The sequence below is a fragment of the Rhodanobacter sp. FW021-MT20 genome (genome assembly GCF_041107475.1).
Taxonomy (GTDB): Bacteria; Pseudomonadota; Gammaproteobacteria; order Xanthomonadales; family Rhodanobacteraceae; genus Rhodanobacter_A; species Rhodanobacter_A glycinis.
The window spans coordinates 623,493-647,593 of record NZ_JBGBPX010000001.1 but is presented as its reverse complement, the minus strand read 5'-3'; the positions used below and the strand labels follow the sequence as shown (position 1 = coordinate 647,593).

Annotated in this window: 23 protein-coding genes and 1 tRNA gene; 15 read left to right on the top strand and 9 right to left on the bottom strand. The window is 65.3% G+C overall.

Annotated elements, in window-relative coordinates:
- The 4 genes from AB7849_RS03145 to AB7849_RS03130 all read right to left on the bottom strand — a co-directional run.
- The coding region (locus AB7849_RS03145) for a hypothetical protein (protein WP_369500535.1) at positions 1-605 on the bottom strand (605 nt) is incomplete at its 3' end.
- Between the two features lie 969 nt (positions 606-1,574).
- Positions 1,575-2,969 carry a cardiolipin synthase gene (gene cls / locus AB7849_RS03140; RefSeq protein ID WP_008208100.1) on the bottom strand — a complete coding sequence of 465 codons (1,395 nt, stop codon included), beginning with the start codon at positions 2,967-2,969 and terminating at the stop codon, positions 1,575-1,577.
- Between the two features lie 340 nt (positions 2,970-3,309).
- A complete protein-coding gene (locus tag AB7849_RS03135; RefSeq protein ID WP_008211388.1) occupies positions 3,310-4,677 on the bottom strand; it encodes an FAD/NAD(P)-binding protein in 1,368 nt (455 codons plus the stop codon).
- 26 nt (positions 4,678-4,703) lie between these two features.
- Positions 4,704-5,288, bottom strand: coding sequence for a cysteine dioxygenase (locus AB7849_RS03130; protein WP_037099756.1), 585 nt, complete (start codon positions 5,286-5,288; stop codon positions 4,704-4,706).
- Positions 5,289-5,510: 222 nt separating this feature from the next.
- Between AB7849_RS03130 and AB7849_RS03125 the strand changes: the two genes are divergently transcribed.
- Positions 5,511-5,804, top strand: a complete 294-nt coding sequence (locus AB7849_RS03125; RefSeq protein ID WP_037099759.1) for a hypothetical protein — start codon at positions 5,511-5,513, stop codon at positions 5,802-5,804.
- An 83-nt stretch (positions 5,805-5,887) separates the two neighbouring features.
- Here AB7849_RS03125 and AB7849_RS03120 read toward each other — a convergent pair whose 3' ends face one another.
- Entirely contained in the window at positions 5,888-6,547 is a 660-nt protein-coding gene (locus AB7849_RS03120) for an energy transducer TonB (protein ID WP_008211395.1), read from the bottom strand.
- Between the two features lie 560 nt (positions 6,548-7,107).
- Between AB7849_RS03120 and trhA the strand changes: the two genes are divergently transcribed.
- Positions 7,108-7,770, top strand: coding sequence for a PAQR family membrane homeostasis protein TrhA (gene trhA / locus AB7849_RS03115; protein ID WP_008211397.1), 663 nt, complete (start codon positions 7,108-7,110; stop codon positions 7,768-7,770).
- Between the two features lie 7 nt (positions 7,771-7,777).
- Here the strand turns inward: trhA and AB7849_RS03110 are convergent, their stop codons facing one another.
- Positions 7,778-8,260 (bottom strand): DUF456 domain-containing protein, encoded by a 483-nt coding sequence (locus AB7849_RS03110; protein WP_037099762.1) that lies wholly within the window; start codon positions 8,258-8,260, stop codon positions 7,778-7,780.
- A 109-nt stretch (positions 8,261-8,369) separates the two neighbouring features.
- Here AB7849_RS03110 and AB7849_RS03105 point away from each other — a divergent pair, with 109 nt between their 5' ends.
- Both AB7849_RS03105 and AB7849_RS03100 read left to right on the top strand, forming a co-directional pair.
- Entirely contained in the window at positions 8,370-9,020 is a 651-nt protein-coding gene (locus AB7849_RS03105) for a serine/threonine protein kinase (RefSeq protein WP_439822693.1), read from the top strand.
- A gap of 177 nt (positions 9,021-9,197) precedes the next feature.
- On the top strand, positions 9,198-11,072 hold the full coding sequence (locus AB7849_RS03100) for an LTA synthase family protein (protein WP_008210624.1): 1,875 nt from the start codon (positions 9,198-9,200) through the stop codon (positions 11,070-11,072).
- A 32-nt stretch (positions 11,073-11,104) separates the two neighbouring features.
- Here AB7849_RS03100 and AB7849_RS03095 read toward each other — a convergent pair whose 3' ends face one another.
- Positions 11,105-11,884 (bottom strand): ferredoxin--NADP reductase, encoded by a 780-nt coding sequence (locus tag AB7849_RS03095; RefSeq protein ID WP_439822696.1) that lies wholly within the window; start codon positions 11,882-11,884, stop codon positions 11,105-11,107.
- Positions 11,885-12,090: 206 nt separating this feature from the next.
- On the opposite strand from AB7849_RS03095, the gene AB7849_RS03090 reads away from it, so the two are divergent.
- From AB7849_RS03090 to AB7849_RS03070, 5 genes are all read left to right on the top strand, one after another.
- Entirely contained in the window at positions 12,091-12,726 is a 636-nt protein-coding gene (locus AB7849_RS03090; protein WP_008210629.1) for a TMEM175 family protein, read from the top strand.
- 77 nt (positions 12,727-12,803) lie between these two features.
- Entirely contained in the window at positions 12,804-13,799 is a 996-nt protein-coding gene (gene dusA / locus AB7849_RS03085) for a tRNA dihydrouridine(20/20a) synthase DusA (protein ID WP_256364901.1), read from the top strand.
- A gap of 89 nt (positions 13,800-13,888) precedes the next feature.
- Positions 13,889-14,209 carry a PepSY domain-containing protein gene (locus tag AB7849_RS03080; protein ID WP_008210634.1) on the top strand — a complete coding sequence of 107 codons (321 nt, stop codon included), beginning with the start codon at positions 13,889-13,891 and terminating at the stop codon, positions 14,207-14,209.
- A complete protein-coding gene (locus AB7849_RS03075) occupies positions 14,209-14,901 on the top strand; it encodes a response regulator transcription factor (protein ID WP_008210636.1) in 693 nt (230 codons plus the stop codon). Before AB7849_RS03080 ends, AB7849_RS03075 begins: the two co-directional genes overlap by 1 nt.
- Complete coding sequence (locus tag AB7849_RS03070) at positions 14,867-16,285, top strand: ATP-binding protein (RefSeq protein ID WP_369500533.1); 1,419 nt, start codon at positions 14,867-14,869, stop codon at positions 16,283-16,285. The genes AB7849_RS03075 and AB7849_RS03070 overlap by 35 nt, the downstream gene beginning before the upstream one ends.
- A gap of 123 nt (positions 16,286-16,408) precedes the next feature.
- Here AB7849_RS03070 and AB7849_RS03065 read toward each other — a convergent pair whose 3' ends face one another.
- On the bottom strand, positions 16,409-16,747 hold the full coding sequence (locus AB7849_RS03065; RefSeq protein ID WP_157618064.1) for a hypothetical protein: 339 nt from the start codon (positions 16,745-16,747) through the stop codon (positions 16,409-16,411).
- Between the two features lie 156 nt (positions 16,748-16,903).
- On the opposite strand from AB7849_RS03065, the gene AB7849_RS03060 reads away from it, so the two are divergent.
- The 6 genes from AB7849_RS03060 (at position 16,904) to AB7849_RS03035 (ending at position 21,619) form a co-directional block, all read left to right on the top strand.
- Entirely contained in the window at positions 16,904-17,893 is a 990-nt protein-coding gene (locus tag AB7849_RS03060; protein ID WP_369500532.1) for a biotin--[acetyl-CoA-carboxylase] ligase, read from the top strand.
- Entirely contained in the window at positions 17,890-18,636 is a 747-nt protein-coding gene (locus tag AB7849_RS03055; RefSeq protein WP_008210643.1) for a type III pantothenate kinase, read from the top strand. Before AB7849_RS03060 ends, AB7849_RS03055 begins: the two co-directional genes overlap by 4 nt.
- A 138-nt stretch (positions 18,637-18,774) precedes the next feature.
- The gene (locus AB7849_RS03050; RefSeq protein ID WP_008210645.1) at positions 18,775-19,434 is read left to right on the top strand and encodes an SPOR domain-containing protein; all 660 of its coding nucleotides are present in this window, start codon (positions 18,775-18,777) and stop codon (positions 19,432-19,434) included.
- A gap of 33 nt (positions 19,435-19,467) precedes the next feature.
- Positions 19,468-19,543 (top strand) — tRNA-Thr (locus AB7849_RS03045).
- 12 nt (positions 19,544-19,555) lie between these two features.
- Positions 19,556-19,927, top strand: a complete 372-nt coding sequence (locus tag AB7849_RS03040) for a hypothetical protein (protein ID WP_237711799.1) — start codon at positions 19,556-19,558, stop codon at positions 19,925-19,927.
- Positions 19,928-20,038: 111 nt separating this feature from the next.
- Positions 20,039-21,619: a tryptophan halogenase family protein gene (locus AB7849_RS03035; RefSeq protein WP_008210650.1), complete on the top strand. Its 1,581-nt coding sequence runs from the start codon at positions 20,039-20,041 to the stop codon at positions 21,617-21,619.
- A gap of 109 nt (positions 21,620-21,728) precedes the next feature.
- Here AB7849_RS03035 and AB7849_RS03030 read toward each other — a convergent pair whose 3' ends face one another.
- A complete protein-coding gene (locus AB7849_RS03030) occupies positions 21,729-24,059 on the bottom strand; it encodes a nitric-oxide reductase large subunit (RefSeq protein WP_008210652.1) in 2,331 nt (776 codons plus the stop codon).
- Positions 24,060-24,101 lie beyond the last annotated feature (42 nt).

Below are 24,101 nucleotides of genomic sequence, written 5' to 3'. Positions count from 1 at the left end.
CACCCGATGGGTGAAGGGCAGATCCACCGCAGGTGTTGATGTGGTGCGGTTTGGCGGGGAGAGATCACGGAATCAGGTGTTATATAAAGGTTGGAAAATACCGTATCACGTGTCCCGGGCTCGCTTTCCACGTATTGGAATGCCACATGCAGTAGTGATATGCCGCTCACAGTCAAATGCTTACTTGAGTGAAGGTTTTGCGCGTCTGGGTGCACTGTCCTGACATCGCCACTAGTCTTCAAAAATTCGTCACGCACAGTTGTCGAGTCGATGCCACTCTCGATGTTTTTTATACCAAGATCGTAGACGAACACGGACGCCTTAACCCCGACCGCATCATACAACAACGAGGTGCCTTGACCGGGTATGTCCCTTTCATTATTGATTACCGAATCAAGTGTGAAAGTAGCGAGATGCTTTGGGAAATTCATACCTTGCACGTTCGCTGCGATGGCTGGAACCCACGCAGCAGCAAGGAACGTAATTGCTGACCATTTCAAAAGCAGTTTCATCTTGACCCCCTTTTCAGGCTTCACGAGCTTGGCGACACATCTCGTTGAGTTCTCCACGCCGAAACTCGCTGTCCAAAAGTTGACGAGCTTCAAGTAACCCCTCAGCACGTAGCGCGTGTTCGATGCTCAACCAGTTCTCATACAGACCGGATCTCGCCATCTCGTCAGCCCGCCGATCAATCAACTCAGCCCTGTCTTTCTTACGCATAATCATCAATTCCCTGAAGAAGTGCTTGGTTGACGTGCTGCCCAACGAGAGTGCTAACGCTTGAGTTAAGCGGCGGCCCGAATGGGCCGTCCGCTTGGACGAGAAGTTAGACGGTTGCGACGCTGCATGCCCGGGCGACCACGACTGCCACGACGAACGCACCGTTTGAACAACCGACTACCCCAAAACTACCAGCTCTGAATGCCCAGGCTTGCGACGATGCCGCGCGAGAAGCTGCTGCGGCGACGGACGACAAGCCTATGCGACGCTGGGCGAAACACATGCAACGAGAACCAACACGAGCTACCGGCTAACGCTGGAGTTAAGCGGCGCGCGGCTTTTCGCGCGTCCGCTTGGACGAGATGTTAGACGGTTGCGACGCTGCATGCTCGGGCGACAACGCCAAGACGAGCGCGAAGCTTGAGCAACCGACTACCCCAAAAACTGCCAGCTCTGAATGCCCAGGCTTGCGACGATGCTGCGCGAAAAGTTGCTGCGGCGACGGACGACAAGCCAGCGCGACGCTGGGCGAAACACATGCAACGAAGAACCCACACGAGCTACCGACTAACGCCTAGTAGACCCCACATCGGGGCATATGCAACCCATGCTCCAACCCCGAGGTGTTGCCGTCAAGGGCGGGAAGTTCCTTTCAGGACAACCACTTCCATGAGGGGCTGGGCGTGCGGGCTGGGGAGATGGCCGGATTGCATATCGCGTCAAACGAGCTGGCTGGGGTTTTATCCCTCAAAAACGTGGATACGCATTCTGTTCGTGACGCGGCGCTTTGGCTCGGGCTTGAGCTGCGGGATGGATTGGCCGGCTGCGTAGAGTGCATTGCGCGGGGTGCGTATTCACAACACCGGGTCGAACAGCCTCGCTATGTGCATCGCCAGTCGGCGCCGCCATGGTGCGTGCTCGTATTCGGTTTTGTCGATTTCGATGGCGTGTTCGAAGTCGTTGCGCAGCATGGTTTCCACGTCGCCGGCGAAGGCGCGGTCCACGTTGAGTGCGGCGATTTCGAAGTTGAGGCGGAACGAGCGGCTGTCCAGGTTCATGCTGCCGATGGCGGCGGTGTCGTCGTCCACCAGCAGCACTTTCTGGTGCATGAAGCCGGGTTGGTGGCGGAACACGCGGATGCCGGTGCGCAGTGCGTTGTAGGCGTGCAGGGTGGATGACAGGAATACGGTGCGGTGGTCGGGACGCGAAGGAATCATCACGCGCACGTCGACGCCGCGCAGCACGGCCAGTTGCAGCGCCGCGGTCACGGCGTGGTCGGGCACGAAATAGGGCGTGGTCAGCCACAGTCGTCGCTGCGCGGCGTGAATGACGGTGACGAAAAACAGCGAGCAGCTTTCCTGCAGGTCGGCCGGTCCGGTGGCGACGATCAAGGTGTGCGCGGTGCCTTGGCCGGGTGGCGGCGATCGCCGGGGCGGCAGAGTGCCGGTGACCCAGTGCCAGTCTTCGGCGAAGCTGCGTTGCAGGTCGGCCACGGCCCGGCCGCGCACGGCGAGATGGGTGTCGCGCCATGGTGCCAGTGGTGGCGCCAGGCCCAGGTATTCGTCGCCCACGTTGAGTCCGCCGACGAAGCCTTGCGCGGCATCCACCACCACGATTTTCCGGTGGTTGCGGAAGTTGAGCTGGAAGCGGGTGTGCCGGCGCTGCGTGGCGAAGGGGTGGATGGCGACGCCGCCGGCGCGCAGGGTGTCCACGTAGTGGCGTGGCAGGGCATGGCTGCCGATGCCGTCGTACAGCACGCAGACGTCGATGCCGGCCGCGGCGCGTTCGAGCAACGCCTGTTGCATGCGCCGGCCCAGGCCGTCGTCGTGGAAGATGAAGAACTGCACCAGCACGTAGTGCTCGGCTTGCGCGATCACATCGAGGATTGCCGTGAAGGTGGCATCGCCATCCACCAGCAGGCGCAGTTGCTGACCCGGGTGGAACGTGGTGTGCAGCATGTTGCACAGCGCTGCGTAGCGTGCACAGGAGGGATCGTGCGAAAGCGTGACGGGTTCGCGCGCGTGGTCGAATTGCCGGCGATGGCGGCGGTGCTGGTCAACGTAGCCGTGGAAGCGACGGCGGCCGAGATAGAGGTAGGGCAGCAGGGTGAGCCACGGCAGCAGCGCCAGCCCCAGTGCCCAGGCAAATGCGCCTTGCGGTGTACGCGTATGCATCACCGCGTGCGTGGCGGCGGCGAGGCCGGCCAGGTGCACCAGGATCAGGGCGATGGTAAGCAGCGGCAGGTTCATCGCGTGGAGCTTACCTGCATGTGGTGGCAGGGAGATGCCAGTCTGCGGTCGCGTATGTCTCCATCTTCAGCCCCTCTAGGAGCGTGGGCGGCAGAAATCTTCCGGGGTGCAAAAGTGTCTGCGTGGTCCATATTTCCGTCGCTTCTTGGCCCATAGAACCACTATGGGCCGGCGAATCGTCGAAAATCTGTCCTCACGCAGCCACTTTTTCGCCTCGAAAGTTTCTACCGCCCACGCTCCTAGATACCGCTGGCGGGGGATGCCTTTGTCTTCGGCCGGCATCGGAGCAAAGGCATCGTCCGCCAGCGGGCTCCTGCGCGGGGCCGCGGCCCCGGGATCGTTATGGAGCGAGCAGGCGGTCGGCCAGTTGGCGAGCGTGTTGGCGGATTTCCGGCATGGCGGTGGATTCCCACAGCGTGCCGCGCAGCAGGGCGCCAAGGGCGAACAGGCGTGACCACGGGCCGTCTGCGTGATGCACGCGACCATCCGGGGAGGCGATGCAGCCCAGGCCGAACGGGTCGGGCAGGATGTGGCCATTGGTTACCAACTGCCGCACCAGTCCGTGCGGGGTGTGACGCACGTCGGTATCGAGGCCGGTGGCCTGGATCACCAGCCCGGCGTGCAGCGGTGCGATGGGCTGGCCCGCATGCTCCATGTCGAGGCGAAGCTCGTCGTCGACGCCGGCCTCGACGTTGCGGATCCGGCCGCGCATGCGTTGCAGGCGGCCGTCACGCTCCAGCGTGGCGACGCGTGCGGCCACCTGTGGCGGCATGCGATGGCGTGCCCGTTCCCAGGTGCCGCGGGCATGGCGCAGGAAGCGACCACGTTCGTCGTCGGACAAGTCGGCCCACAGGGTGCTCAGGTGGGGGCGCAGGCCGTCGATCACACTGCGCCAGTCGTCGTCATGGCTGCACGCTTCACGCAGCAGGTGCATCCAGGTGCGCACGGTGGGTGCATCGCGCATGGCGGCAAGCAGGACATCACCGTCTTCGGGCGGCAGGCCGATCTGTTCGCCATGGGTTCCCGGCAGCTGTCCGTGGCGCGAGATCGCAACGAATTCGGTGTCCGGCCAGCGTGCCGACAGCTCCAGCAGGAGGTCGACCGTGGTCAGGCCCAGCCCGATCAGGGCGACGCGGCGCGGTGGCGGAACATCGGCCGAGCGAGCCAGGAATGGCCAGGGTTCGACGATGTAGCGGCCGCTGGCCAATGCGGCCTGGCTGACGGCCGGATGTGGCTGTGGCGGCAGTGCGCCAAGCGCCAGCACGGCAGCGTCGACACGGGTTTCGACATCACCGTGGAGCACATTGACGCCGTCGTGCTCGGGCACCATCGCATCGACCGCGAACGGCACCACATGCACATCGTGTCCATGCGCTTTCGCCAGGGCCAGCGCGTGGGCCGTCTCTTCCTCGAGGTAGTCGCCATACAGTCGACGCGGCAGGAAATCGGTGGCGGCGATGGTGGGGTCGTTGCGCCGCGCGTACTCGAGGAAGCCGCCGGGACGATGCGCGAACATGCCCATCGAGGCGGCGCGCACGTTCAACAGATGCTGTTCGGAACGCGTGGCATAGGCCACGCCGCGGCCGGGGGTACCTGGGCCGGTGTACCAGTCCAGGTGCAGCGGCTGGGCGGTGCGTCGACCGATCAGCTCACTGAGCAGCGTAGCGCCCGCGGCGCCACCGCCGATGATGGCGATACGTCGGAACATGCAATTCCCGGTAACGGGTGGAAAGGTCAGACGCGCAGCGCGCCGTCGATGCGCAGGTGCTGCGGTTGCGCACGCCAGCGCCGGTTTTGCGCATCCTGTTCGTAAGCATTGCAGTCGATCAGGTCACCGCCGTAGACATGCAGGCTGAGGGCAATGTCCTGGCGCGACAGATTGCGACAGCGGTGCATGTTTTCCTTGCCTGCATCGAACCAGAGCGCATCACCCGGCCCGAGCCAGTCGCGGCCACGCAGTTGCCATGCGCCGGCCTCGTCCGAACGTGCCCACGACTCCACGCCCAGTGCGCCATGCAGGCTCATTTCCAGACCCCACAGACCGGCATGGTCATGGGTTGGCGTGACATGGTTCGCCGGCCAGGACAGAAGCAGCACGCTGGCCGAGCTGTGACCGGCGTTGCGGCGTGCCAGCAACATGCGGCGGAAACCGTGGCGATGCTGACGCAGTGGTGCCAGGTCGTTCGCCAGGCCGATCGCATCGCGATGCACCACGCTGCCCAATTCGCGGGCCAGCGAAGCGAGATCGGGATGTGGGTCGCGCGCGTGTTCCAGGGCGATGTCGCGCAGGGCTTTCAGGTGATGTCGATGTCTGCGCATGTTGGCCAGCCATGGGGGAAACGGCCGCCAGTGGAGCATGCGCGCTGTTAAGCCGGCGTAAGCCAAGAGCCTGTTTCGGCTATGACTTTTGCAACATGCCGCATGCTTGGCGGCAGCCTATGATGCCGGTCGTGGATGGACTTCAAACCTTCGGGCCGCGAGCCGCATCCAAGCGTTCGACAAGGCGTGCGAGGGCATGCCGTCCATATGGAGACCAAGGACATGATCGAATTGTTCGTGATGGTGTTGCTGGCGGTGGGCGCACTGTGGTTCGCGTTCGCCCTGATCGGCCTGGTGTTCAAGGTCACGTTCGCGCTGGTCGGCGGATTGTTCGGTTTGCTCGCCGGCATGGTGGGCCTGTTGATCGGTGGCGTGGTGCTGTTGATGGTGGCGCCGTTCGTGCTGCTGGCCTTGCTGCCGCTGTGCCTGCCGGCGCTGCTGATGGTGGGGCTGGTGTGGGCGATCGTGCATGCGGCACGCCGCAAGCCGACGGCAGCACCGCAACCGTCGCACTGACCGGTCCTGATGATTGAAAAGCCCGCGGCGACCATGACGGTCGTCGCGGGCTTTTTCGTTGACGCAGAACGCCGGGTTGCGACTCAGAACTGACGCAGGGCAAAGCTCACCGGCACCTGCGCCCAGGCCTGCACGGGGTGGCCGTTGGCCATCGCCGGCGTGAAGCGCCAGCCGGCCAGGACCTGTTCGCGCGCACTGTGGTCCAGCAACGTGTAGCCGCTGCTGTGCGCAATCTGCACGTCGATGGGCTTGCCGGTTTCATCCACCAGCACGCGCAGCAACACCGTGCCTTGCAGGTGCTGGCGCAGGGCGGTGTGCGGGTAACGCAACGGGGCGGAACGATAAGCCAGGGTGGCTTCGACGGGCGCGGCGGTTGTCGTGGTGGGCGTGCCGGTGCTCGGTAGCGTCGTCGGCGGCACGACCGGAGCGGCGATGCGGCCTTCCGTGGTCGGCACCACCACCGGTGGATGGACTGCCGCGGGTGTGACGCGCGGCATGGCCATGGGTCTGGGCGGTAGCGGTTTCACCACGACCGGTGGTGGCGGTGGCGTGGGCTTCGGCGCCTCGATCCACCGCACCAGCAGGGACGTGTGCGGAAGTACTGCGGGCATCAAGGATGGCGCCTTCGGCCGGATGGCAATGACGAAAGCGGCAAGGTTGAGGGCGATGGTGGCGCTGAGCGCGGCGATGCGTACCGGATCCGGATGCGCACGGGAAGGGACAGCCAGGCTTGCGGACGACATGGGCGACCTCCTGACGACGATGTGGATTGTGGCGTCGCACGCTGCCGGGGAAGCAGGGGGATCGTGTGGCGCGGTTCCAGCCTATGCCTGTCCGGCATCCATGTGCAATAGCCGTATGGACGGCCGTCTCCTGTCTTGATCAGGCTCGCGGCCGCCATGCCGGGAGGCGGGCCTTTGCCACGCAGCTCCGGCCCTGTTCGCGGACGTCAGGCAAAAAGAACCCCGCGGGGGCGGGGTAGGGGAAGGCAAGCCTCAGGGGAGGTGAGGCCCGCATGACAGACTTTGCACGAATCCGTCTTGACGTGGTGTGCAGTGATTGTGATGACGCGCTTAACGAGCGGGTCGCGGAACGACGCCAATGGCGCGGGTGGCGGTAAACCTTGTCTGGCGCGATGCGGGTGACGCGACGGCGTGACGCGGCGAAAAATGGCCTGCGCTGTCATTGCCCTTGAACGCTCGGCGCGACGATGCGCCCGAGTATGCAAGGCGGTTTTGGCCGGTTAGAGTAAAAGCCGGACGCCGCGAGGGCGTCGCCCGATGTCCCCACAGGAATGCACCCCATGACCGCTGCCACTGCCATTCCGGTACCGCGCTACGCCGACGGCGACGAGCTTGCCAGCAGCGTGATCCATGGCATCGGCATCCTGCTCAGCATCGCCGGGTTGGCGGTGCTGGTGGCGTTCGCCGCGATGCATGGTGGTGCCCGCGCGATCACCGCCAGTGCCGTCTACGGCAGCTCGCTGATCCTGCTGTACACCGCCTCCACGCTGTATCACACGGTGCGCGGCGAGACGGCCAAACGGCGGCTGCGCATCTGCGACCACATCGCGATCTACCTGCTGATCGCAGGCACCTATACGCCGTTCACCCTGGTCGCGTTGCCGGGTGCCTGGGGCTGGGGGCTGTTCGCCACGATCTGGTCGCTGGCCCTGTTGGGCAGCGCGCTGGAGCTGGGCCTGATGAAGCGCCGCGGCCTTGCGGCCTTGTTGTACGTGGCGATGGGCTGGGTCGGCATGGTGGCGTTCAAGCCACTGCTGGAACACCTGCAGGTCGGCGGCATGGTGCTGCTGATCGCTGGCGGCGTGGCCTATACGCTGGGCGTGCCGTTCTACCTGTGGCGCAAGCTGCCGTATCACCACGCGGTATGGCATTTCTTCGTGCTGGCCGGCAGCGTGCTGCATTTCCTCGCGGTGTTGCTGTACGTGCTGCCGGGCGGGCAGTAGTCACCTTTCAGGCAAGCCACCAGCCAAAGGCCGCCAGCGCCAGGATCAGCAGCGACAACACCAGCTTGAGCAGGGCGCCGAACAGCAGGCCCAGCCAGGTGCCGATGCCCACGTGGGCGGAGCGCAACACGCTGCCGCTGGAGCCGAACTCGCCGAGCAGGGCGCCGACGAAGGGGCCGAGGATAAGCCCTGGCAGGCCGAAGAACATGCCGACGAGGGTGCCCAGGGTGGCACCCCAGATCGCCGCTTTGCTGGCGCCGACCCGCTTGGCGCCCAGCGAGGCGGACACGAAATCCACGGCCACGCCCAGCGCGGCTAGCCCGCCGAGCAACAGCAGCCACCACAGGCCCAGGTGCTGGTAATTGTCCACTGCCGCCGCCAGCCAGATGCCGCCGAAGATCATCGGCAAACCCGGCAGGGCGGGCAGCACGGTGCCGACCAGGCCGCCGATGATCAGCGCGGCAGCGAGCAGGTAGAGCGCGATATCCAGCATGCGGTAACCGTCCGGCGTGGCGGCAGGTGTGCCGCGGATCGGCCACAATAGTCCGATCTGGCGATACGGCGGGCAAGCCCGTGCGTTCGCGTCGACCGGAAGCCACGTGCCCAGCCCAGCCACCCTGCTCAAGGCCGACGAACTCGGCCGCATCGAGATCATCGAGCGCGATGGCGTGCGGATGATCCGTCGCGACATCGGCGCCGCGCGCTGGTGGGCGCGCGCGTTCGCGCGTCGTGCCGCAGCGCGCGAGGCGCGTGCGCTGGCGAAGCTGGCGGGTGTCGACGGCGTGCCGACACTGCTGGGCTGGGATGGTCGCGAATTGCTGCGCAGTTACATGGCCGGTCGCCCGATGCAGCAGGCACAGCCACGCGACCGCACCTATTACCGCGACGCGCTGCGCCTGCTCGGCACGCTGCACCGCCGTGGCATCGTGCACAACGACCTGGCCAAGGAGCCGAACTGGCTGGTGCGTGAAGACGGGAGCCCCGCCGTGGTGGATTTCCAGCTCGCCTGGACCCGCGGTCGCCGCGGCCTGTTGTTTCGACTGCTGGCGCGCGAAGACTTGCGGCACCTGCTCAAGCACAAGCGTACCTACTGCCCGGACGCGCTGAGTACCCGCCAACGCGCCATCCTCGCCGCCCCCGCGCCGCACTCGCGACTTTGGCGCGCCACCGGCAAGCGCCTGTACAAGCTGATCGCGCGCCGCGTGTTCGGTTATTGGGACAACGAGGGCAAGGGGCGCGTGCGGGACTGATGCGCAACTGTCGCAAGTAGCACCCGGACGGAGCAGCCGGCGGATCGCTGTCATTGCCGTGTAACATCGCCTCTTTGCGGGTGCCATTCCGACCTGGGCGAAGCGTGGAGAGGGCCAGGCTCCGCTGTTGCGGGAGTAATGAGTCGCGGCGCCTCACTATCAAAGGGACGATTTCGGGTGAAGGCAGCTTTCCTGTCGCGCCACGGCTTTCACGCCGTGTTCTTTGCCGTGTTGTATGCGTGTTACCTGTACGCCATTTTCGGCGTGGCGAATCTCGGCGATATCGGGAACTTGGCGCACTCGTGTGCGCGGGTGGTTGCGGCGGCGATCGAGCTGGCATGGTTCTATCTGGTGGGTTTGTACCTGCTGCGGCGCTGGGTCGTGACACGACGGCTGGCCTGGTTCGCGTTGTACATGCTGCTGGCTGCGCTGGTGTGCCTGGGGTATGCGGCACAGATGTATTCGATTTACCTGTCGAACAATTTCATCAGCGCCTTGGCCATGCAAAACCTGGATTCGGTGACTGTCACCCAGTCCACCATGGAGTGGGTGGTGCTTGGCAGCGGTCTGGGGTGGCTGGTCTTGCTGGCCGTGTTTGCCTGGCGACGTCGGCAAGGTATCGATGGATGGCTTGGAGGGCGTCGATGGATGGCCGCCCTCATGGTGGTCACGGTGCTGTATGCCTTTGTGCTGACCCAGCAGCGGCGGCGGATCGTGCTGGAGCCGGATTATCGGCAGGTGCCCGTGGCCAGCTTGCTGGTCAATGCCGGCGTGGCCGTGACTCAGGGCGACGATCACGTGACGGGGACGTTCGCCATGCTCAACGGCAAGGCCTGCCTGACGGACCCGGCGGCAGGCAAGGTCGCCGGTTATCCCTTGGAGAAGGGCGTGGTGTTCACGCGTGCGCTGCCTTTCGAGCCGGTCGGTGCAGCGGCGGCGCAGCCCAATGTCATCGTGATCTTCACCGAAGGTACGTCGACGCGGTTGATCGGGGCTTACGGGGGGCATTATCCCGGGCTGACTCCGAACATTGACCGATTGGCGGCACGGTCGATGAAGGTGACCGATTACTACAACCACACCGCCGCGACCTACCGCGGCATCGTTGGGCAGACGTCTTCCGGTTTCTTGTTTGCCGGTGGTAGCGAGAAGGATGGTTGGGCGAACGGTGGGCGCCTTGCTGGCGTTCATCGCCAGACGCTGGCGACCATCCTGGGTGGGCATGGCTACGACACCTATTTCTTCGAGCCCGAACATGATGGCTCGCCGTTCGGCCACATGGTCCGGTCGCTCGGTTTCGGCGGCATCTATACGTTCGACAAGGTGTCCGCACTGCTGCACGGCAAGGTGACCGTGCAGGACCAGACCGACCAGCTTGACGACAGCAGCCTGTTCCGCGGCCTGACCGCTTTCCTGCAGGCGCGTGCACAGAAGACTGATGACAAGCCGTTTTTCGTGGCCACCTACAACATCGGCACGCACGCCTTCATTCCGATGGTGAAGGGTGGTCATGCTTACGGTGACGGCCACAGCCGCGTGTTGAACAAGCTGCACAACTACGATGCCGCCGTCGGTGCGTTCCTGGAGTATTTCGATGCCAGCCCGTACGCGAAGAACACCATCGTGGTATTCACCGCCGACCATGCGACCTATCCGGATGCGCCGTATCGCGAGGTCGCCGGCAAGGACCTGAAGCCGTACTTCGTGGACCGCATCCCGCTGCTGATCCATGACCCGACGCATCATTTGCCAGCGGTATTCGATGCCCAAGGGCGCAACTCGCTCGACATGGCGCCCACGCTGCTGCAGTTGCTGGGCATTCGGTCGGTGTCGAACAGTTTTCTCGGCGCGTCGTTGTTCGAGCCACGCAGCCTGCCGCTGGGCATCACGGCGCTGGGGGATGGCTTCTTCATCACCACCCCGGCGGGGGTGGATGCCATGCCGGAAGTGCCGCCCGTACTGAAAGCGGTGGCCGAGTGCGAGAAGGGCGTGGTCGAGACTTACTACAAGCTCGAGGAAAAGAACCGTCTGTTCAAGCCTGGAGCCTCCTGAGCGGCGCCTGCCCGGGCTGGACCACGCAGGCCTTATTTTTCCACGAACGCCCGCTCGATCACGTAATCGCCCGGCTCGCGGGTGCGCGGCGAGGCCTGGAAGCCGCGACCGTCGAGCAGGGCGCACAGGTCGTCCAGCATGGCGGGGCTGCCGCACATCATCACGCGGTCGGTCTCGGGATTGAGCGGAGGCAAGCCGGTGGCCTGGCTCATCACGTTGTCGGCGATGGCGTCGGTGATGCGGCCACGGTGGCGAAACGGCTCGCGGGTGACGGTGGGGTAGTAGATCAGCTTCTCGCGCACCAGCTCGCCCAGGTATTCGTGCTGCGGCAGCTCGTGCTCCAGGTACCGGGCATAGGCCAGGTCGTTGATGTGGCGCACGCCGTGGGCCAGCACGATCTTCTCGTAGCGTTCGTAGGTGTCCGGGTCGCGGACGATGCTCATGAACGGCGCCAGCCCGGTGCCGGTACCCAACAGGTACAGGTGCTTGCCGGGCTTGAGATCGGTCAGCACCAGCGTGCCGGTGGGCTTGCGCGTGACCACCAACGGGTCGCCGGGCTTCAGGTGCTGCAGACGCGAGGTGAGCGGGCCGTCGGGCACCTTGATCGAGAAGAATTCCAGGTGCTCTTCCCAGCTGGCGCTGGCGATCGAATAGGCGCGCATCAGCGGACGACCTTCCGTTTCCACACCGATCATCACGAACTGGCCGCTGTCGAAGCGGAAGCCCGGGTCACGTGTGGTGCGGAAGGAAAACAGCGTGTCGTTCCAGTGATGCACGTCGATCACGTGCTCGGTCGCCATGGCTACCATGATGTCTTCGTCTCGAATTGCGGGTCGGGGTAAACGCGCCACCGTCTGGGCGGCAGCGAGACTCGCGTGGGAGGGCGTGGGCCGGGGAACCTGGCGAGTGGCGGCGCGCGGACGCGGCGCTGGCGCCATTTTACGCGATTCGAGGGCTCCCCGCCCGCCGCGTTCTGCGGCATCATCCGGCGTTCGGATTCCAGCAGGGAGAGAGAGGCATGGGCAGTCGGGTACAGGAACCCATTTCGGACCACCACGTCGGCCAGCGTCACCTCGATCGGCTGGTCATGCTGTCCGACGGCGTGTTCGCCATCGCCATCACGCTGTCGGCCATCGAGATCAAGCCTGATGCCGCTCCCGGCCAGAGTTTGTGGCAGGCCTGGTCGATACCGCTGCTGGTCTATTTCTTCAGCTTCCTGTTCATTGGCACGGTGTGGTTCTACCACCGGCGCATGATGGCGCATCTGCGCGACATCGATACCATCGGCAGTGCCATCAACCTGGTGCTGCTCAGCGTGGTGGCCCTGATGCCCGTGGTGAATCGCAACGTGTTCACCAGCGAGTTCCATGCCCTGGGTGTGCCGATTTTCGCCGGCATGCTGGTGGTGACTTTTCTCTGCCTGGCCGCGTTCTGGATCTACGTGGTGTACATGGCCAAGCTGGCGCCTGACCTGCCCCGCGCGATGGCCGTACTGTGGCTGATCGAAATGGTCAGTCCCGTCGTGGGCGCGCTTGGCGTGGTCTTGTACGACAGGCAGCACTGGATCGCCCTGGCCGTCATGATGGTGGTTTTCCTGGCGCTGCTGGTCGTGCGGACCAGAGCCGCGAAACGCGCCGCGAAGCCGGACGCCTGATCCCGGTTGATGGAACATGGGCACTGCAACCGCCTGAATCGGCGGACCGCGGCACCTCTGCCCGTACAATAGCCGGCGTGAACACGCCGTCCGCCATCCCCGAATCCGCCGAGCCCTGGCGTCTGTCCGTCGCGCCAATGATGGACTGGACCGATCGGCACTGCCGCTATTTTCATCGTCTGCTCTCCCCGCATGCGCGGCTGTATACCGAGATGGTGACCAGTGCGGCGCTGGTGCGCGGGCGGCAATTGCGCTTGCTGGAGCACAGCCAGCAGGAACATCCGGTGGCGCTGCAGCTGGGTGGCAGCGAACCGGGCGAGTTGGCGCAGGCCGCGCGCTTCGGCGCCGAAGCCGGCTACGACGAGATCAACCTCAACGTGGGTTGTCCGTCCGATCGCGTGCAGTCGGGTCGTTTCGGCGCCTGCCTGATGTACGAGCCGGCGTTGGTAGCCGATTGCGTGAAGGCGATGCGCGATGCGGTGTCCGTACCGGTGACAGTGAAGTGCCGCATCGGCGTGGATGACCAGGACGACTACGCCGGCCTGCAGCATTTCACCGAAACCATGCTGGAAGCCGGCGTCGGCGTGCTGGTGGTGCATGCGCGCAAGGCGTGGCTGAAAGGCTTGAGCCCGAAGGAGAATCGCGAGATTCCGCCGCTGGATTACGAGCGCGTCTACCGCCTCAAGCGCGAATTTCCGCAACTGGTGGTGGCGATCAACGGCGGCGTGACCACGGTGGAGCAGGTGCGTGCGCATCTGGCCCAGGTGGATGGGGTGATGCTGGGGCGCGCGGCCTATCACGATCCCTGGTTGCTGGCACGGCTGGAGACAGCGCTGTACGGCGAGCCGTTGCCGGAGCGCGAGGCGGTGCTGCAGCGCCTGCGCCCGTATGTCGAGGCGGAGCTGGCGCGCGGCACGGCGCTCAAGCACATCACGCGGCATCTACTCGGCCTGTACCAAGGTGAGCCCGGCGCGCGGGGGTTCCGGCGGGTGCTCAGCGAGGGCGCCCATCAGCCTGGCGCGGGTTGGGCATTGCTGGAGCAGGCGTTGCCGTCAAGATACGCTGCGGCGTGACAGGTATCGGCCGTCCGGTCAGTATTCAGCCCGGGTTTCCCACTATGGGAGGATAGCGGGCTGATGCCCGGGGCAGATCACGAGGCGACATGGCATTGAAGTTCCATCCTGCGTTGGTGCTTTGCACTGGCCTGCTGCTGGCGGCGACGGCCGCGGCCCAGCAACCGTCAGCCACGGCCCAGACGCTGGACCAGGCAGTGATCCAGGTGCAGCAGAAGACCAGCGGCAAGGTACTGTCGGCCGAGCAGCGACACGTCGGGCGACGGCTGGAGTACCGCATCAAGGTACTCACGCCGGAGGGGCACGTGCAGGTGGTGACCATCGAGGCCGCTTCCGCACGCCACCCTTCCGCGGCATCATCCACCAAGAATCCCGTCGGTAACGGCGGCGGCAACAAGGAGAAACACTGATGCGCATCCTTCTGGTTGAAGACGAGGCGCCGTTGCGCGAGACGCTCGCCGCGCGCCTGAAGCGCGACGGCTTCGCCGTCGATGCCGCGCAGGACGGTGAAGAAGGCATTTACATGGGGCGCGAGGTGCCGTTCGACCTGGCGATCATCGACCTGGGATTGCCCAAGATGTCGGGCATGGAGCTGATCAAGGCCCTGCGCGAAGCGGGCCAGCGTTATCCCATCCTGATCCTCACCGCGCGTGGCGGCTGGCAGGACAAGGTCGAGGGCCTCAAGCAGGGCGCCGACGACTACCTGGTCAAGCCGTTCCATGTCGAGGAATTGCTGGCGCGCATCAACGCGCTGGTGCGTCGCGCCAGCGGCTGGTCCAAGCCGGTGCTGGCCTGTGGCCCGATCAAGCTGGATACCACTGCCCAGACGGTGTCGGTGGATGGCAAACTGGTCGACCTCACCAGCTACGAATACAAAGTGCTGGAATACCTGATGCTGCACGCGGGCGAGCTGGTGTCCAAGGCCGACCTCACCGAGCACATCTATCAGCAGGACTTCGACCGCGATTCCAACGTGCTGGAGGTTTTCATCGGCCGCCTGCGCAGGAAGCTGGACCCGGAGGCCGCCCTCAAACCCATCGAGACGGTACGTGGACGCGGATACCGCTTTGCCATCCCCCGCAGCGAAAACGACGACGACTGACGGCACCCCGCCGCCGCGCCCGTTTTCGCTGGCGGCACGCGCGGCACTGGCCACCGGATTGGTGCTGGCCGCCTTCCTCGGCGCGATCGGGTTGACCCTGTCCAAGACCAACGCGGACAGTGCACTCAACGCGCTGCAGGATCGGCTGTACAACTTCACCATTGCCTACATGGCCGGTACGGACGTCAGTCGTTACGGCCGTCCGTTGATGCCCGACTCGACCCCCGACCCGCGCTTCTCGCGACCGGGTTCGGGCCTGTATGCGGTGGTGCTGGGTGATCACGACTTTCGCTGGGAATCCTCCTCGGCGATCGGTCGCGACTTCGATTTCCTGCAGCCGCTCAAGCCGGGCGAGCAACGCTTCACCGGGCCGGTGGATACGCGCATGGGGCGGCTGTACTACTACAGCTACGGGGTGCTGCTGGACTTGCCCGAGCGCAAGCCGGTGCACCTCACCTTCACCGTGGCGCAAACCGAGGAACAGCTCGCCAACAGCAACGAGGTGTACCGGCGCAGCCTGATCGGCTGGCTGGCCACGCTGGGCGTGCTGCTGATCGTGCTGCAGTTGCTGCTGCTGCGCTGGAGCCTGACGCCGCTGCGAAAGGTGTCCAGCGACATGAGCCGGGTCGAGCGTGGCAACAGCGATCACCTGGACAGCCAGTACCCGCTGGAACTGACCGGCCTCACCGAGCGTATCAATGCCTTCATCGACAGCGAACGCGAGCAGCGCACGCGCTACCGCAACACGCTGGCCGACCTGGCGCACAGCCTGAAGACGCCGCTGGCGGTGATCCGTTCGCAGGTGGAATCGGCCGCCGCCGAACGGCCACAGCTGCGCGATGCGTTGCTGGACCAGGTGCGCCGCATGGACGAACTGGTGGCCTACCAGCTGGCCCGCGCCGCCACCTCCGGCCGGCAGACCTTTGCCACCGCCGTGCCGCTGGCCGGGCATGCCGAGGATCTGGTGCGCAGTCTGGAGAAGGTCTACGCGGCCAAAAATGTACTTTGCGAATTCGACATCGAGGAAGGCGCGGCCTTCCATGGCGAACAGGGCGACCTGCTCGAGCTGATGGGCAACCTGCTGGAAAACGCCTTCAAGTGGGCCGGCCACCACGTGTTGCTGGTGGCGAAGATCGAGCCGGAAGCGGGCCGCGCGCGGCCGGGCCTGTGGTTGAGCGTGGAAGATGACGGTCCCGGCATCCCCGCCGACAAGATCGAGAAAGTGCTGCAGCGTGGCGTGCGCGGCGACGAACGCGTGCAAGGCCACGGCATCGGCCTGTCCATCGTGCAGGACATCGTGCGTGCCTATCGGGGTGAATTGACGGTGGATGGCTCGCCCGAATTCGGTGGTGCCCGCTTCAGCGTGCAGTTCCCGGCCAGCTGAGATCTTGCTTACGCGCGGTCAGCTTCGCTGACTTGGCGCGCCCGTGGCACACGAGGAAACGCCAGCGCTTCGCCTGGGCTGGCGCGCTGGCCAGGTTTCGCGGCAGAACCGCGAACTGCGGAGTTACTGGATCGAACCGGGCAGCAACGATTGCCAACCCAGGCTTACCCGGTGTGACTGCGCGGGTGCGGCATCGTCGCTGCCGCCACTGCCGGAAATGGTGCTGTCGCCGTGGCTGCTGGTGGAATTGCTGCCTTGGGTCGCGGGCGCGGCCGTGTGCGCAAGGCCCACGCTTTCGCCGCCGGAAGCCGTGGCGTCGCGGCTGCTGCCGCCGTCGGCAGTGGTGCTGTGGGCGCAGTCGCCAGCGCCAGCGCTTCCCGCGTCGACGTTGGTGGCGGCATGTGCCGTGGCCACAAGGCCCAAGGCAAACACGCATCCGGTCAGCAAGTGTATGGCACGCATGGCGATCAACCCCTTTGATGCACAGGCCAGTGCGGGATCGTCCCAGAATTGGCCAGGGGATGCCAGTGCCGCGACCCGGACGGGAATGTCGGGGCTCTCACAGGCTAGAATGCGCCGGATGACTTCTTCGATGCCACCGCCGGACAGCGGCCGCTGATGCTGGCGCCACAACTTCTGTCCGTTCTCGCCACCGGTGAGACTGTTTCGGGCGTCCGCCTGGCCGAGGCCGCCGGGGTGTCGCGCGCGGCCATCTGGAAGCAGGTGGAATCGTTGCGCAGTCGCGGCGTGCCGATCGAATCGCGCGGTGCGGCCGGCTACGCCTTGCCGTGGCCGCTGCAGATACTCGACGAAGCGGAAATCCGGGCGGCCTTGCCGGCGCGGCTTGCCCGCGGGCTCGGAGCGCTCGAACTGCACTGGGAAATCGATTCCACTTCCAGTGAGCTGCAGCGTCGCGGCGCGCAGGCAGCCGATCTCAGCATCGTGCTGGCCGAGACCCAGAGTGCCGGGCGCGGTCGACGCGGGCGTCACTGGCTGTCGCCACCAGGGCTGAACATCTATCTGTCCTGCCTGAAACGCTTTGATCTCGGCTTTGCCGGACTCAGTGGCCTGTCGCTGGCGGTGGGCACCATCGTGTTGCGTGCGCTGGAATCACTCGGTGTGGCGGGTGCCGGCCTGAAGTGGCCGAACGACGTGCTGGCCCGGGGCGAAAACGGCCAGCCCGGCGGCAAGCTGGCCGGCATTCTGGTCGAGCTGTCCGGTGAATACCAGGGGCCGTGCGCGGCCATCATCGGCATCGGCCTCAACCTGCGCCTGACCCCGGCGCTGCACGAGCAGGCCGGTCAGCCCGCCTGCGATGTGGCCAGCTTGTGCGGCGGCACGCCGCCGGATCGCAATCGCGTGGCGGCAGCGCTGATCACCGCATTGGCCGATGGCCTTGCCGAGTTCGCCAGCCAGGGCTTTGCGGCCTTCGCGGAGGACTACGCGCGCCACGATTTGCTGCGTGACGCGCCGTTGCGCCTCAGTGGCGCGCTGGGTGAATTCGATGGCATCGGTGCCGGCGTGGATGCCCGTGGCGCACTGCAGATACGCACGGCGCAGGGCTTGCGCCGAATCGACAGCGCCGACGTCACGGTGCGTCGCGCATGAATCTGTTGCTGGATTTGGGCAATACCCGATTGAAGTGGGCGCTGGCCCACGGCGGCGAATGGCTGGCGCGTGGCGCCGTGGCATGGGATGAGGACGTGGCCGCCGTGCTGACGCAAGCCTGGCGCGAACTGCCGTCGCCGACGCATGCGTTCGGCGCCTCGGTCGTGGACGCTGCGCGTGAGACGCGCATTGCCGCGCTGACGGTGGCGGCCTTCGCTCGCGATGTCACCTGGCTGCGCACGCCGGCCTCGGCCTGTGGCGTGCGCAATGCCTACGCCGAGCCGTTGCGATTGGGCGTGGATCGTTTCCTCACCATGGTCGCCGCAAAGGCCGCCGGTGATGCGCCGTGCGTGCTGGTGGGCGTTGGCACCGCGTTGACCCTCGACGCGCTGGCCGCGGATGGCCGGCATCTTGGCGGCCTGATTGCCCCAGGGCCACGACTGATGCAGCAATCCCTGCTCGGCGCCACGGCCCGCGTGCGGCCGGAGCGGCCGGGCGAGGTGCACGATGTCGCCGACAATACCGCCGATGCCGTGGCTTCCGGTTGCTGGCTGGCTGCGGTGGCACTGGTCGAGCGCTTTGTCGCGCGCATGTCGCCGCAGTTGGGCGGTTCGCCGCGATTGCTCGTCCACGGTGGCGACGCCGGCGGGCTGTTGCCGCTGCTGGCGCTGCCATCCAGGCATGCCGCAGACAGCGTGCTGCATGGCCTGGCCGTATGGGCTGCCGGGCAAGCGTCCGACTGACGTGTCCCTGGCAGCGAAGGGTCGGCTCGCTTCCGCGGAGGGTTTGGCCGGGCCATCCTTCGGATCGTGTCGGCGTCCACCACGCAAGGCTGCAGCACTGCCCTAGAATGACCGACGCCCGACCCTGATGGATGGCCGATGTTCCTGCGCCTGCTTTTCGTTTTCCTGATGACTCTCAATATCGCCGTGGGGGCGTGGCTGTTGCTGGGCCAGAACGACGCACTCGGCCGCAGCGCCACTGATCCGGGCGTGCCCGAGCTGCAGCTGCTGTCCGAGCAGGCACCGGTGGCGCCGTCAGCCACCGCATCGGTACCGGCCGCTGCCCCGGCAGCCCCTTCGGAGAGCTATGCCTGCATGACCCTGGGTCCGTTCGCCACGCCGCAGGACATGCGCACGGCACGCAGTGCGCTGGCACGCCAGACCGTGCGCGAGCGGGCGCGGCAAGAACAGACCACCGAACTGCGCGGCTGGTGGGTACACCTGCCCACCAGCGGCAGCCGGGCACAGGCGCTGGCCGAGGCACGCAAGCTCGAAGCCAAACACATCACCGACTATTTCGTGGTCGGTTCGGGTGACCAGCAGAACACCGTGTCGCTGGGTCTGTTCAAGGATCCGGCCAATGCGCACAACCGCCTCGACCAGGTCGTCGCGGCCGGTTTCCCGGCCAAACTGACCCAGCGCACCGAGCAGGTGCCGCAATACTGGCTCGACCTGGTGGTGGCCGACAGCGCCCATTTCAACTGGCGCAGCCGCATCCGGGATCCCAGCGTGGGCTCGCACAGCAGCGGTTGTTTCTGAGGAGCCCGGCAGGCTGCTAGAATCGCCGTCCACGCCGGCATAGCTCAGTTGGTAGAGCAACTGATTTGTAATCAGTAGGTCGCGGGTTCGACTCCTGCTGCCGGCACCAGATGTCCGTTCCATGCCGGTCCCTGACGTTGCAGCGGGCTTTGCGTGTTACGCATGCCCCCACACGGACGCCGCTTCGGCATGTGGTCATGGGCGTTTATTTCGCAGTGACTTCGTTTCTTCCATGGTTATTCACAAAGATCCGTTCCGGCAGTTCCAGGAAGAGCTGGCCGCGCTCGAGCGCAAGCAGCAGGCCAAACAGGCTTCGCACGAAACCGCGGCAGGGCGGGCAAAACGCGAGTTTCTGGCCCTGCGTGATCGCTACAAGCTGACGGTTGCCGATGTCGTGGCGTTCTTTCCCGAAGAGGAAGGCATTGCCTATCTGCAAGGCCTGATCGCCGCCGCCGAAGCCAAGCCGCGCAAGACCCGAACCAAGAAAGACTGATGGGCGGGGCTGCGCAGGATTTGTTGCTCTGCAAATTGACAGCGCTGTCAATCGGTGTTGATATCGATCTCTGAGCCGATGCCGGCGTTGCCGGCCGATGGGGAGAGATCGATGGCACGACTGCAGAAAATCCTGGTGGTGGGCGGTGGTACGGCGGGGTGGCTGACCGCGTGCTACCTGGCGAAATCGCTCAACTCGGTGGCACCGGGCAGCATCAAGGTGGAGCTGGTGGAATCGCCACGTATCGGCCTGCTTGGCGTGGGCGAAGCCACGTTCCCGTCGATCCGCGGCACCTTGTCGGCGATCGGGCTGGACGAGCGGCGCTTCCTCGCCGGCTCTACCGGCACGTTCAAGCAGGGCATCCGCTACCGGCACTGGGTGCGACCGCAGGGCGCGCCGGGCGCCAGCGACTTCTTCCATCCTTTCAGCATGCCCAGCCAGCGAACGGGCGGTCCGGAATTGCTGCCGTACTGGTTGCTCGGCGCGGCGCCTGCAGGCGTGCCGTTCGCCGATGCCGTGTCGATGCAGAAGCGATTGGTGGATGGCAACCGTGCACCCAAGCGGGCGAAGGATGCAGACTTCCATGGGCCGATGAATTACGCCTATCACTTCGATGCCGCACGCGTGGCCGAGGTGCTGGCCGAACACGGGCAAACGGAGCTGGGCGTGGTCCGTCACCTGGCGACGGTGGAGCGGGCCGAGCTGGACGCGCAGGGCGCGATTGCACGCATCGTCACTCGCGAGGCAGGCGAGTTGAGTGCCGACCTTTACGTGGATTGCACCGGCTTGCGCGGCTACCTGATCGACGGGGCGATGAAGTCGCCGTTCCGCAGCCGCCGCGACGTGCTGTTCGTCGACCGTGCCGTGGCCATGCAGGTACCGTATCCGCAGCCCGATTCGCCGATTCCCTGCTACACCATGGCCACCGCACAGGAGGCCGGCTGGATCTGGGACATCGGGCTGCAACAGCGGCGCGGCTGCGGTTACGTGTATTCCTCGCAGCACTCTGACGCCACCCGGGCGGAAGCCGTGTTCCGCCAGTATCTGGGCGCCGCCGCCGAGGGCGTGACGGCGCAGCACATCCGTTTCGAGACGGGCTATCGTCCCGAGCACTGGCGCAAGAATTGCGTGGCGGTGGGGCTGGCTGGCGGCTTCGTCGAGCCGCTGGAATCCACCGGCATTGCGCTGGTGGAGCTGGGTGCCTACCTGCTCACCCATCTGTTGCCTGGCGATGTCGACGACATGGAGCGCACCGCCCGCTATTACAACGAGATGGTGGTGGCGCGTTACGACCGCATCATCGACTTCATCAAGATGCATTACTGCCTGAGCCAGCGTCGCGACACCGCGTTCTGGCACGACAACGCGAACCCGGACAGCATTCCCGATACGCTGAAGGATCGGCTGGCGCTATGGAAGCATCGGCCGCCGCACCGGCTGGATTTCGTCGGCGACCTGGAGATGTTCCTGGTGTCGAGCTGGCAATACGTGCTCTACGGGATGGAGTTCAAGACCGACCTGGAGCCGATGCGCAGTGTCTACACGCGGGTGGATGACGCCCGCCGCGAGTTCGCGATGATCCAGCAGATGGCCGGTCACGCGCTGGGCGATTTGCCCGGCCACCGCGAGCTGGTGGAGCAGATGGTGCGCGAATATCGCCAGCGCAACGAGGTCGCCGAAGCGGTGGCCTGACCCACTGGCAGGGCACCTTTTCGTTGCCTTGCACCGTAGGAGCCCGCTCGCGGGCGCTGCTCTTGCTGTGGCGCTCTGGAAAACAAAAGCATCGCCCGCGAGCGGGCTCCTACACGAGGTCATGCGCGGGCTCTTGGTGCCTTGCGTCCTGGCGCATGCCCAGCCACGTCTTCGTGCTCGCGATGACCAGAGGAATCGCGCCGAAGATGATGAATACCAGGTCGCCCGGCAGGCGCATCCATTCGAGGATGTGCGAGCGCGTGCTGGCCACGTAGGCGATGCTGCGTGCGTGCCAGTAGCCGTGTTCGATCACGTCCCACACCTGCAGCACGCCGGCGGGGAAAAGGTTGAACACCACCATCATCAACAGGCCGACGTTGGTGCCCCAGAACGACACTTTCACGTACTTCTCGATGCCGGCCCAGCGTTCGTCGCTGCTGGTCTGGCGCAACACCAGCACCATCAACGCGATGGCCAGCATGCCGAACACGCCCATCATCGCGGCATGGCCGTGGTTGGGGGTGAGGATGGTGCCCACTTCGTAGTAGCTGACGATCGGCAGATTGATCAGGAAGCCGAACACGCCGGCGCCGAGGAAATTCCAGAAGCCCACCGACATCAGGAACCAGAACGTCCACTTGTGCGGCACCGAGACCGGTTTGCCGCAGCGGTCGCATTCGCCGCGGGTGGTGCGTATGAAGTCCCACGCGTCCAGTGTCAGCAGGGTCAGCGGTACCACTTCCAGTGCCGAGAACATCGCCGAGACCGCCATGTTCAGATCGGTCTGGCCGGTGAAGTACCAATGGTGGCCGGTGCCGAGCAGGCCGCCGAGGAAGTACAGGATCGCGTCGAGATAGATCACCCGCAGTGCGGTATTGCGCGGCGTCAGGCCAAGCTGGAAAAAGGTCAGCGCCACCACCGTGGTGGCAAAGAATTCGAAGAAGCCTTCCACCCACAGGTGGATGATCCAGAAACGCCAGGTGTCGACCACGGTGAAGTTGGTATGCGCACCGTAGAACAGCGCCGGCACGTAGAACACCGGGATGGCCAACGCCGCCCACAGGAACATGCGCGTCAGCGGGCGCATCTGCGGGTTGTCGTTGCGACCGGGGCGCGCCACCCAGAACAGCAGCGCGAACCACGCGAACAAGCCGATTACCAGCAGGATCTGCCAGAGCCGGCCGATCTCCAGGTATTCCCAGCCCTGGTCGCCCAGCCAGAACCACCACTTGCCCAGCAATTGCGACATGCCCACCCATTCGCCGAGCAGGCTGGCGCCAATCACCACCACGAACGCGGCGAACAGCAGGTGCACCCACAGCGCGAAGCCCTTCGGTTCGTCGCTGCGCAGTGAGCGGCCAAGGAACAATGCGGCCGCCACATAGGCGGTGGCAATCCAGAAGATCGCCGTCTGCAGGTGCCAGGTACGCAGCAGGTTGCTGGGGAACAGGTCCTCCAGGCGCAGGCCGTAGAAGGTGCCCGGATCGGCGCGGAAGTGCGCGGTGGCGCCGCCGACCAGGGTTTGCATCAGGAACAACAGCGACACCACCAGGAAGAACTTCACCAGCGCGCGCTGGCCCGGCCCGGCCTTGCCCGGCAGCAGCTTCGGGTGCACGTGGCGTCCGGGGCTGACCCAACCCAGATAGTCGAACTTGCCGAAAGCCAGCAGCACCACCGCGATGCCGCCCAGCAGGATGATCAGGCTCAGTGCGCTCCACAGCAGCGCCGGTCCGATCGGCACATTGCCCACGCTCGGGTCGTACGGAAAATTGTTGGTGTAGGAGTAACTTTTGCCCGGCCGGTCGGCGACCGAGGCCCAGGCGGCCCAGGTGACAAACGCGGTGAAATGGCGCAGTTCCACCGGGTCGGTGATCAGGTTCGGCTTCAAACCACCATTGGTATCGGGATGCTTGAAGTAATCCGTCCAATAGCCCACCTGCTGGCGGTAAGCCTCCGATTCGGCCGGCGTCAGCGTGAGCGTGCCGGTGGCCGCGTCATAGCGGTTGGTCTTTAGCAATTCGGCGACCTGCGCCTGTACGCCTGCCCGCTGACCTGGCGACAAGGCGGTCAGGGGGCCGTTGTACTGCTTCACCGCAAGGGCGTTGGCACTGTCCTGGCCGATCTGGTGCAACGCCTCGGCGGAGTAGTCCGGGCCCAGATAGGCGCCATGGCCCCAGATCGAGCCGTTGTCCATCAAGCCGTACTTCAGGAAGACGCCCTGGCCGGCACGGATGTCGTCGCCGGTGAATACGGTGGCACCGCTCGAATCCACGATGTGCTGAGGCACAGGTGGGGCGTTGCGATAAGCCAGGAAGGTGATGGCGAGCAGGGCCGAAAGTCCCAGCACCAACACGATGAGTACGCAGCGAACCCACCATGGTGACAATGGCAGTTCGGCAACGACGGCGGAATCGTTCTCGAGCGCGTTGATCTGTTGCATGCGGTCTTCCCCTCAGGTCACGTCCATCCAGGTCCGTTTCCG

Bases quoted from the DNA above. Each gene is read 5' to 3' on its own strand.
- cls (WP_008208100.1), bottom strand. From the start codon at position 2,969: ATGAACCTGCCGCTGCTTACCATCGCCCTGATCCTGGTGCACCTGGCC.
- AB7849_RS03135 (WP_008211388.1), bottom strand. From the start codon at position 4,677: ATGTTCCGACGTATCGCCATCATCGGCGGTGGCGCCGCGGGCGCTACG.
- AB7849_RS03130 (WP_037099756.1), bottom strand. From the start codon at position 5,288: ATGCGCAGACATCGACATCACCTGAAAGCCCTGCGCGACATCGCCCTG.
- AB7849_RS03125 (WP_037099759.1), top strand. From the start codon at position 5,511: ATGATCGAATTGTTCGTGATGGTGTTGCTGGCGGTGGGCGCACTGTGG.
- AB7849_RS03120 (WP_008211395.1), bottom strand. From the start codon at position 6,547: ATGTCGTCCGCAAGCCTGGCTGTCCCTTCCCGTGCGCATCCGGATCCG.
- trhA (WP_008211397.1), top strand. From the start codon at position 7,108: ATGACCGCTGCCACTGCCATTCCGGTACCGCGCTACGCCGACGGCGAC.
- AB7849_RS03090 (WP_008210629.1), top strand. From the start codon at position 12,091: ATGGGCAGTCGGGTACAGGAACCCATTTCGGACCACCACGTCGGCCAG.
- AB7849_RS03080 (WP_008210634.1), top strand. From the start codon at position 13,889: ATGGCATTGAAGTTCCATCCTGCGTTGGTGCTTTGCACTGGCCTGCTG.
- AB7849_RS03075 (WP_008210636.1), top strand. From the start codon at position 14,209: ATGCGCATCCTTCTGGTTGAAGACGAGGCGCCGTTGCGCGAGACGCTC.
- AB7849_RS03065 (WP_157618064.1), bottom strand. From the start codon at position 16,747: ATGCGTGCCATACACTTGCTGACCGGATGCGTGTTTGCCTTGGGCCTT.
- AB7849_RS03060 (WP_369500532.1), top strand. From the start codon at position 16,904: ATGCTGGCGCCACAACTTCTGTCCGTTCTCGCCACCGGTGAGACTGTT.
- AB7849_RS03055 (WP_008210643.1), top strand. From the start codon at position 17,890: ATGAATCTGTTGCTGGATTTGGGCAATACCCGATTGAAGTGGGCGCTG.
- AB7849_RS03050 (WP_008210645.1), top strand. From the start codon at position 18,775: ATGTTCCTGCGCCTGCTTTTCGTTTTCCTGATGACTCTCAATATCGCC.
- AB7849_RS03040 (WP_237711799.1), top strand. From the start codon at position 19,556: ATGCCGGTCCCTGACGTTGCAGCGGGCTTTGCGTGTTACGCATGCCCC.
- AB7849_RS03035 (WP_008210650.1), top strand. From the start codon at position 20,039: ATGGCACGACTGCAGAAAATCCTGGTGGTGGGCGGTGGTACGGCGGGG.
- AB7849_RS03030 (WP_008210652.1), bottom strand. From the start codon at position 24,059: ATGCAACAGATCAACGCGCTCGAGAACGATTCCGCCGTCGTTGCCGAA.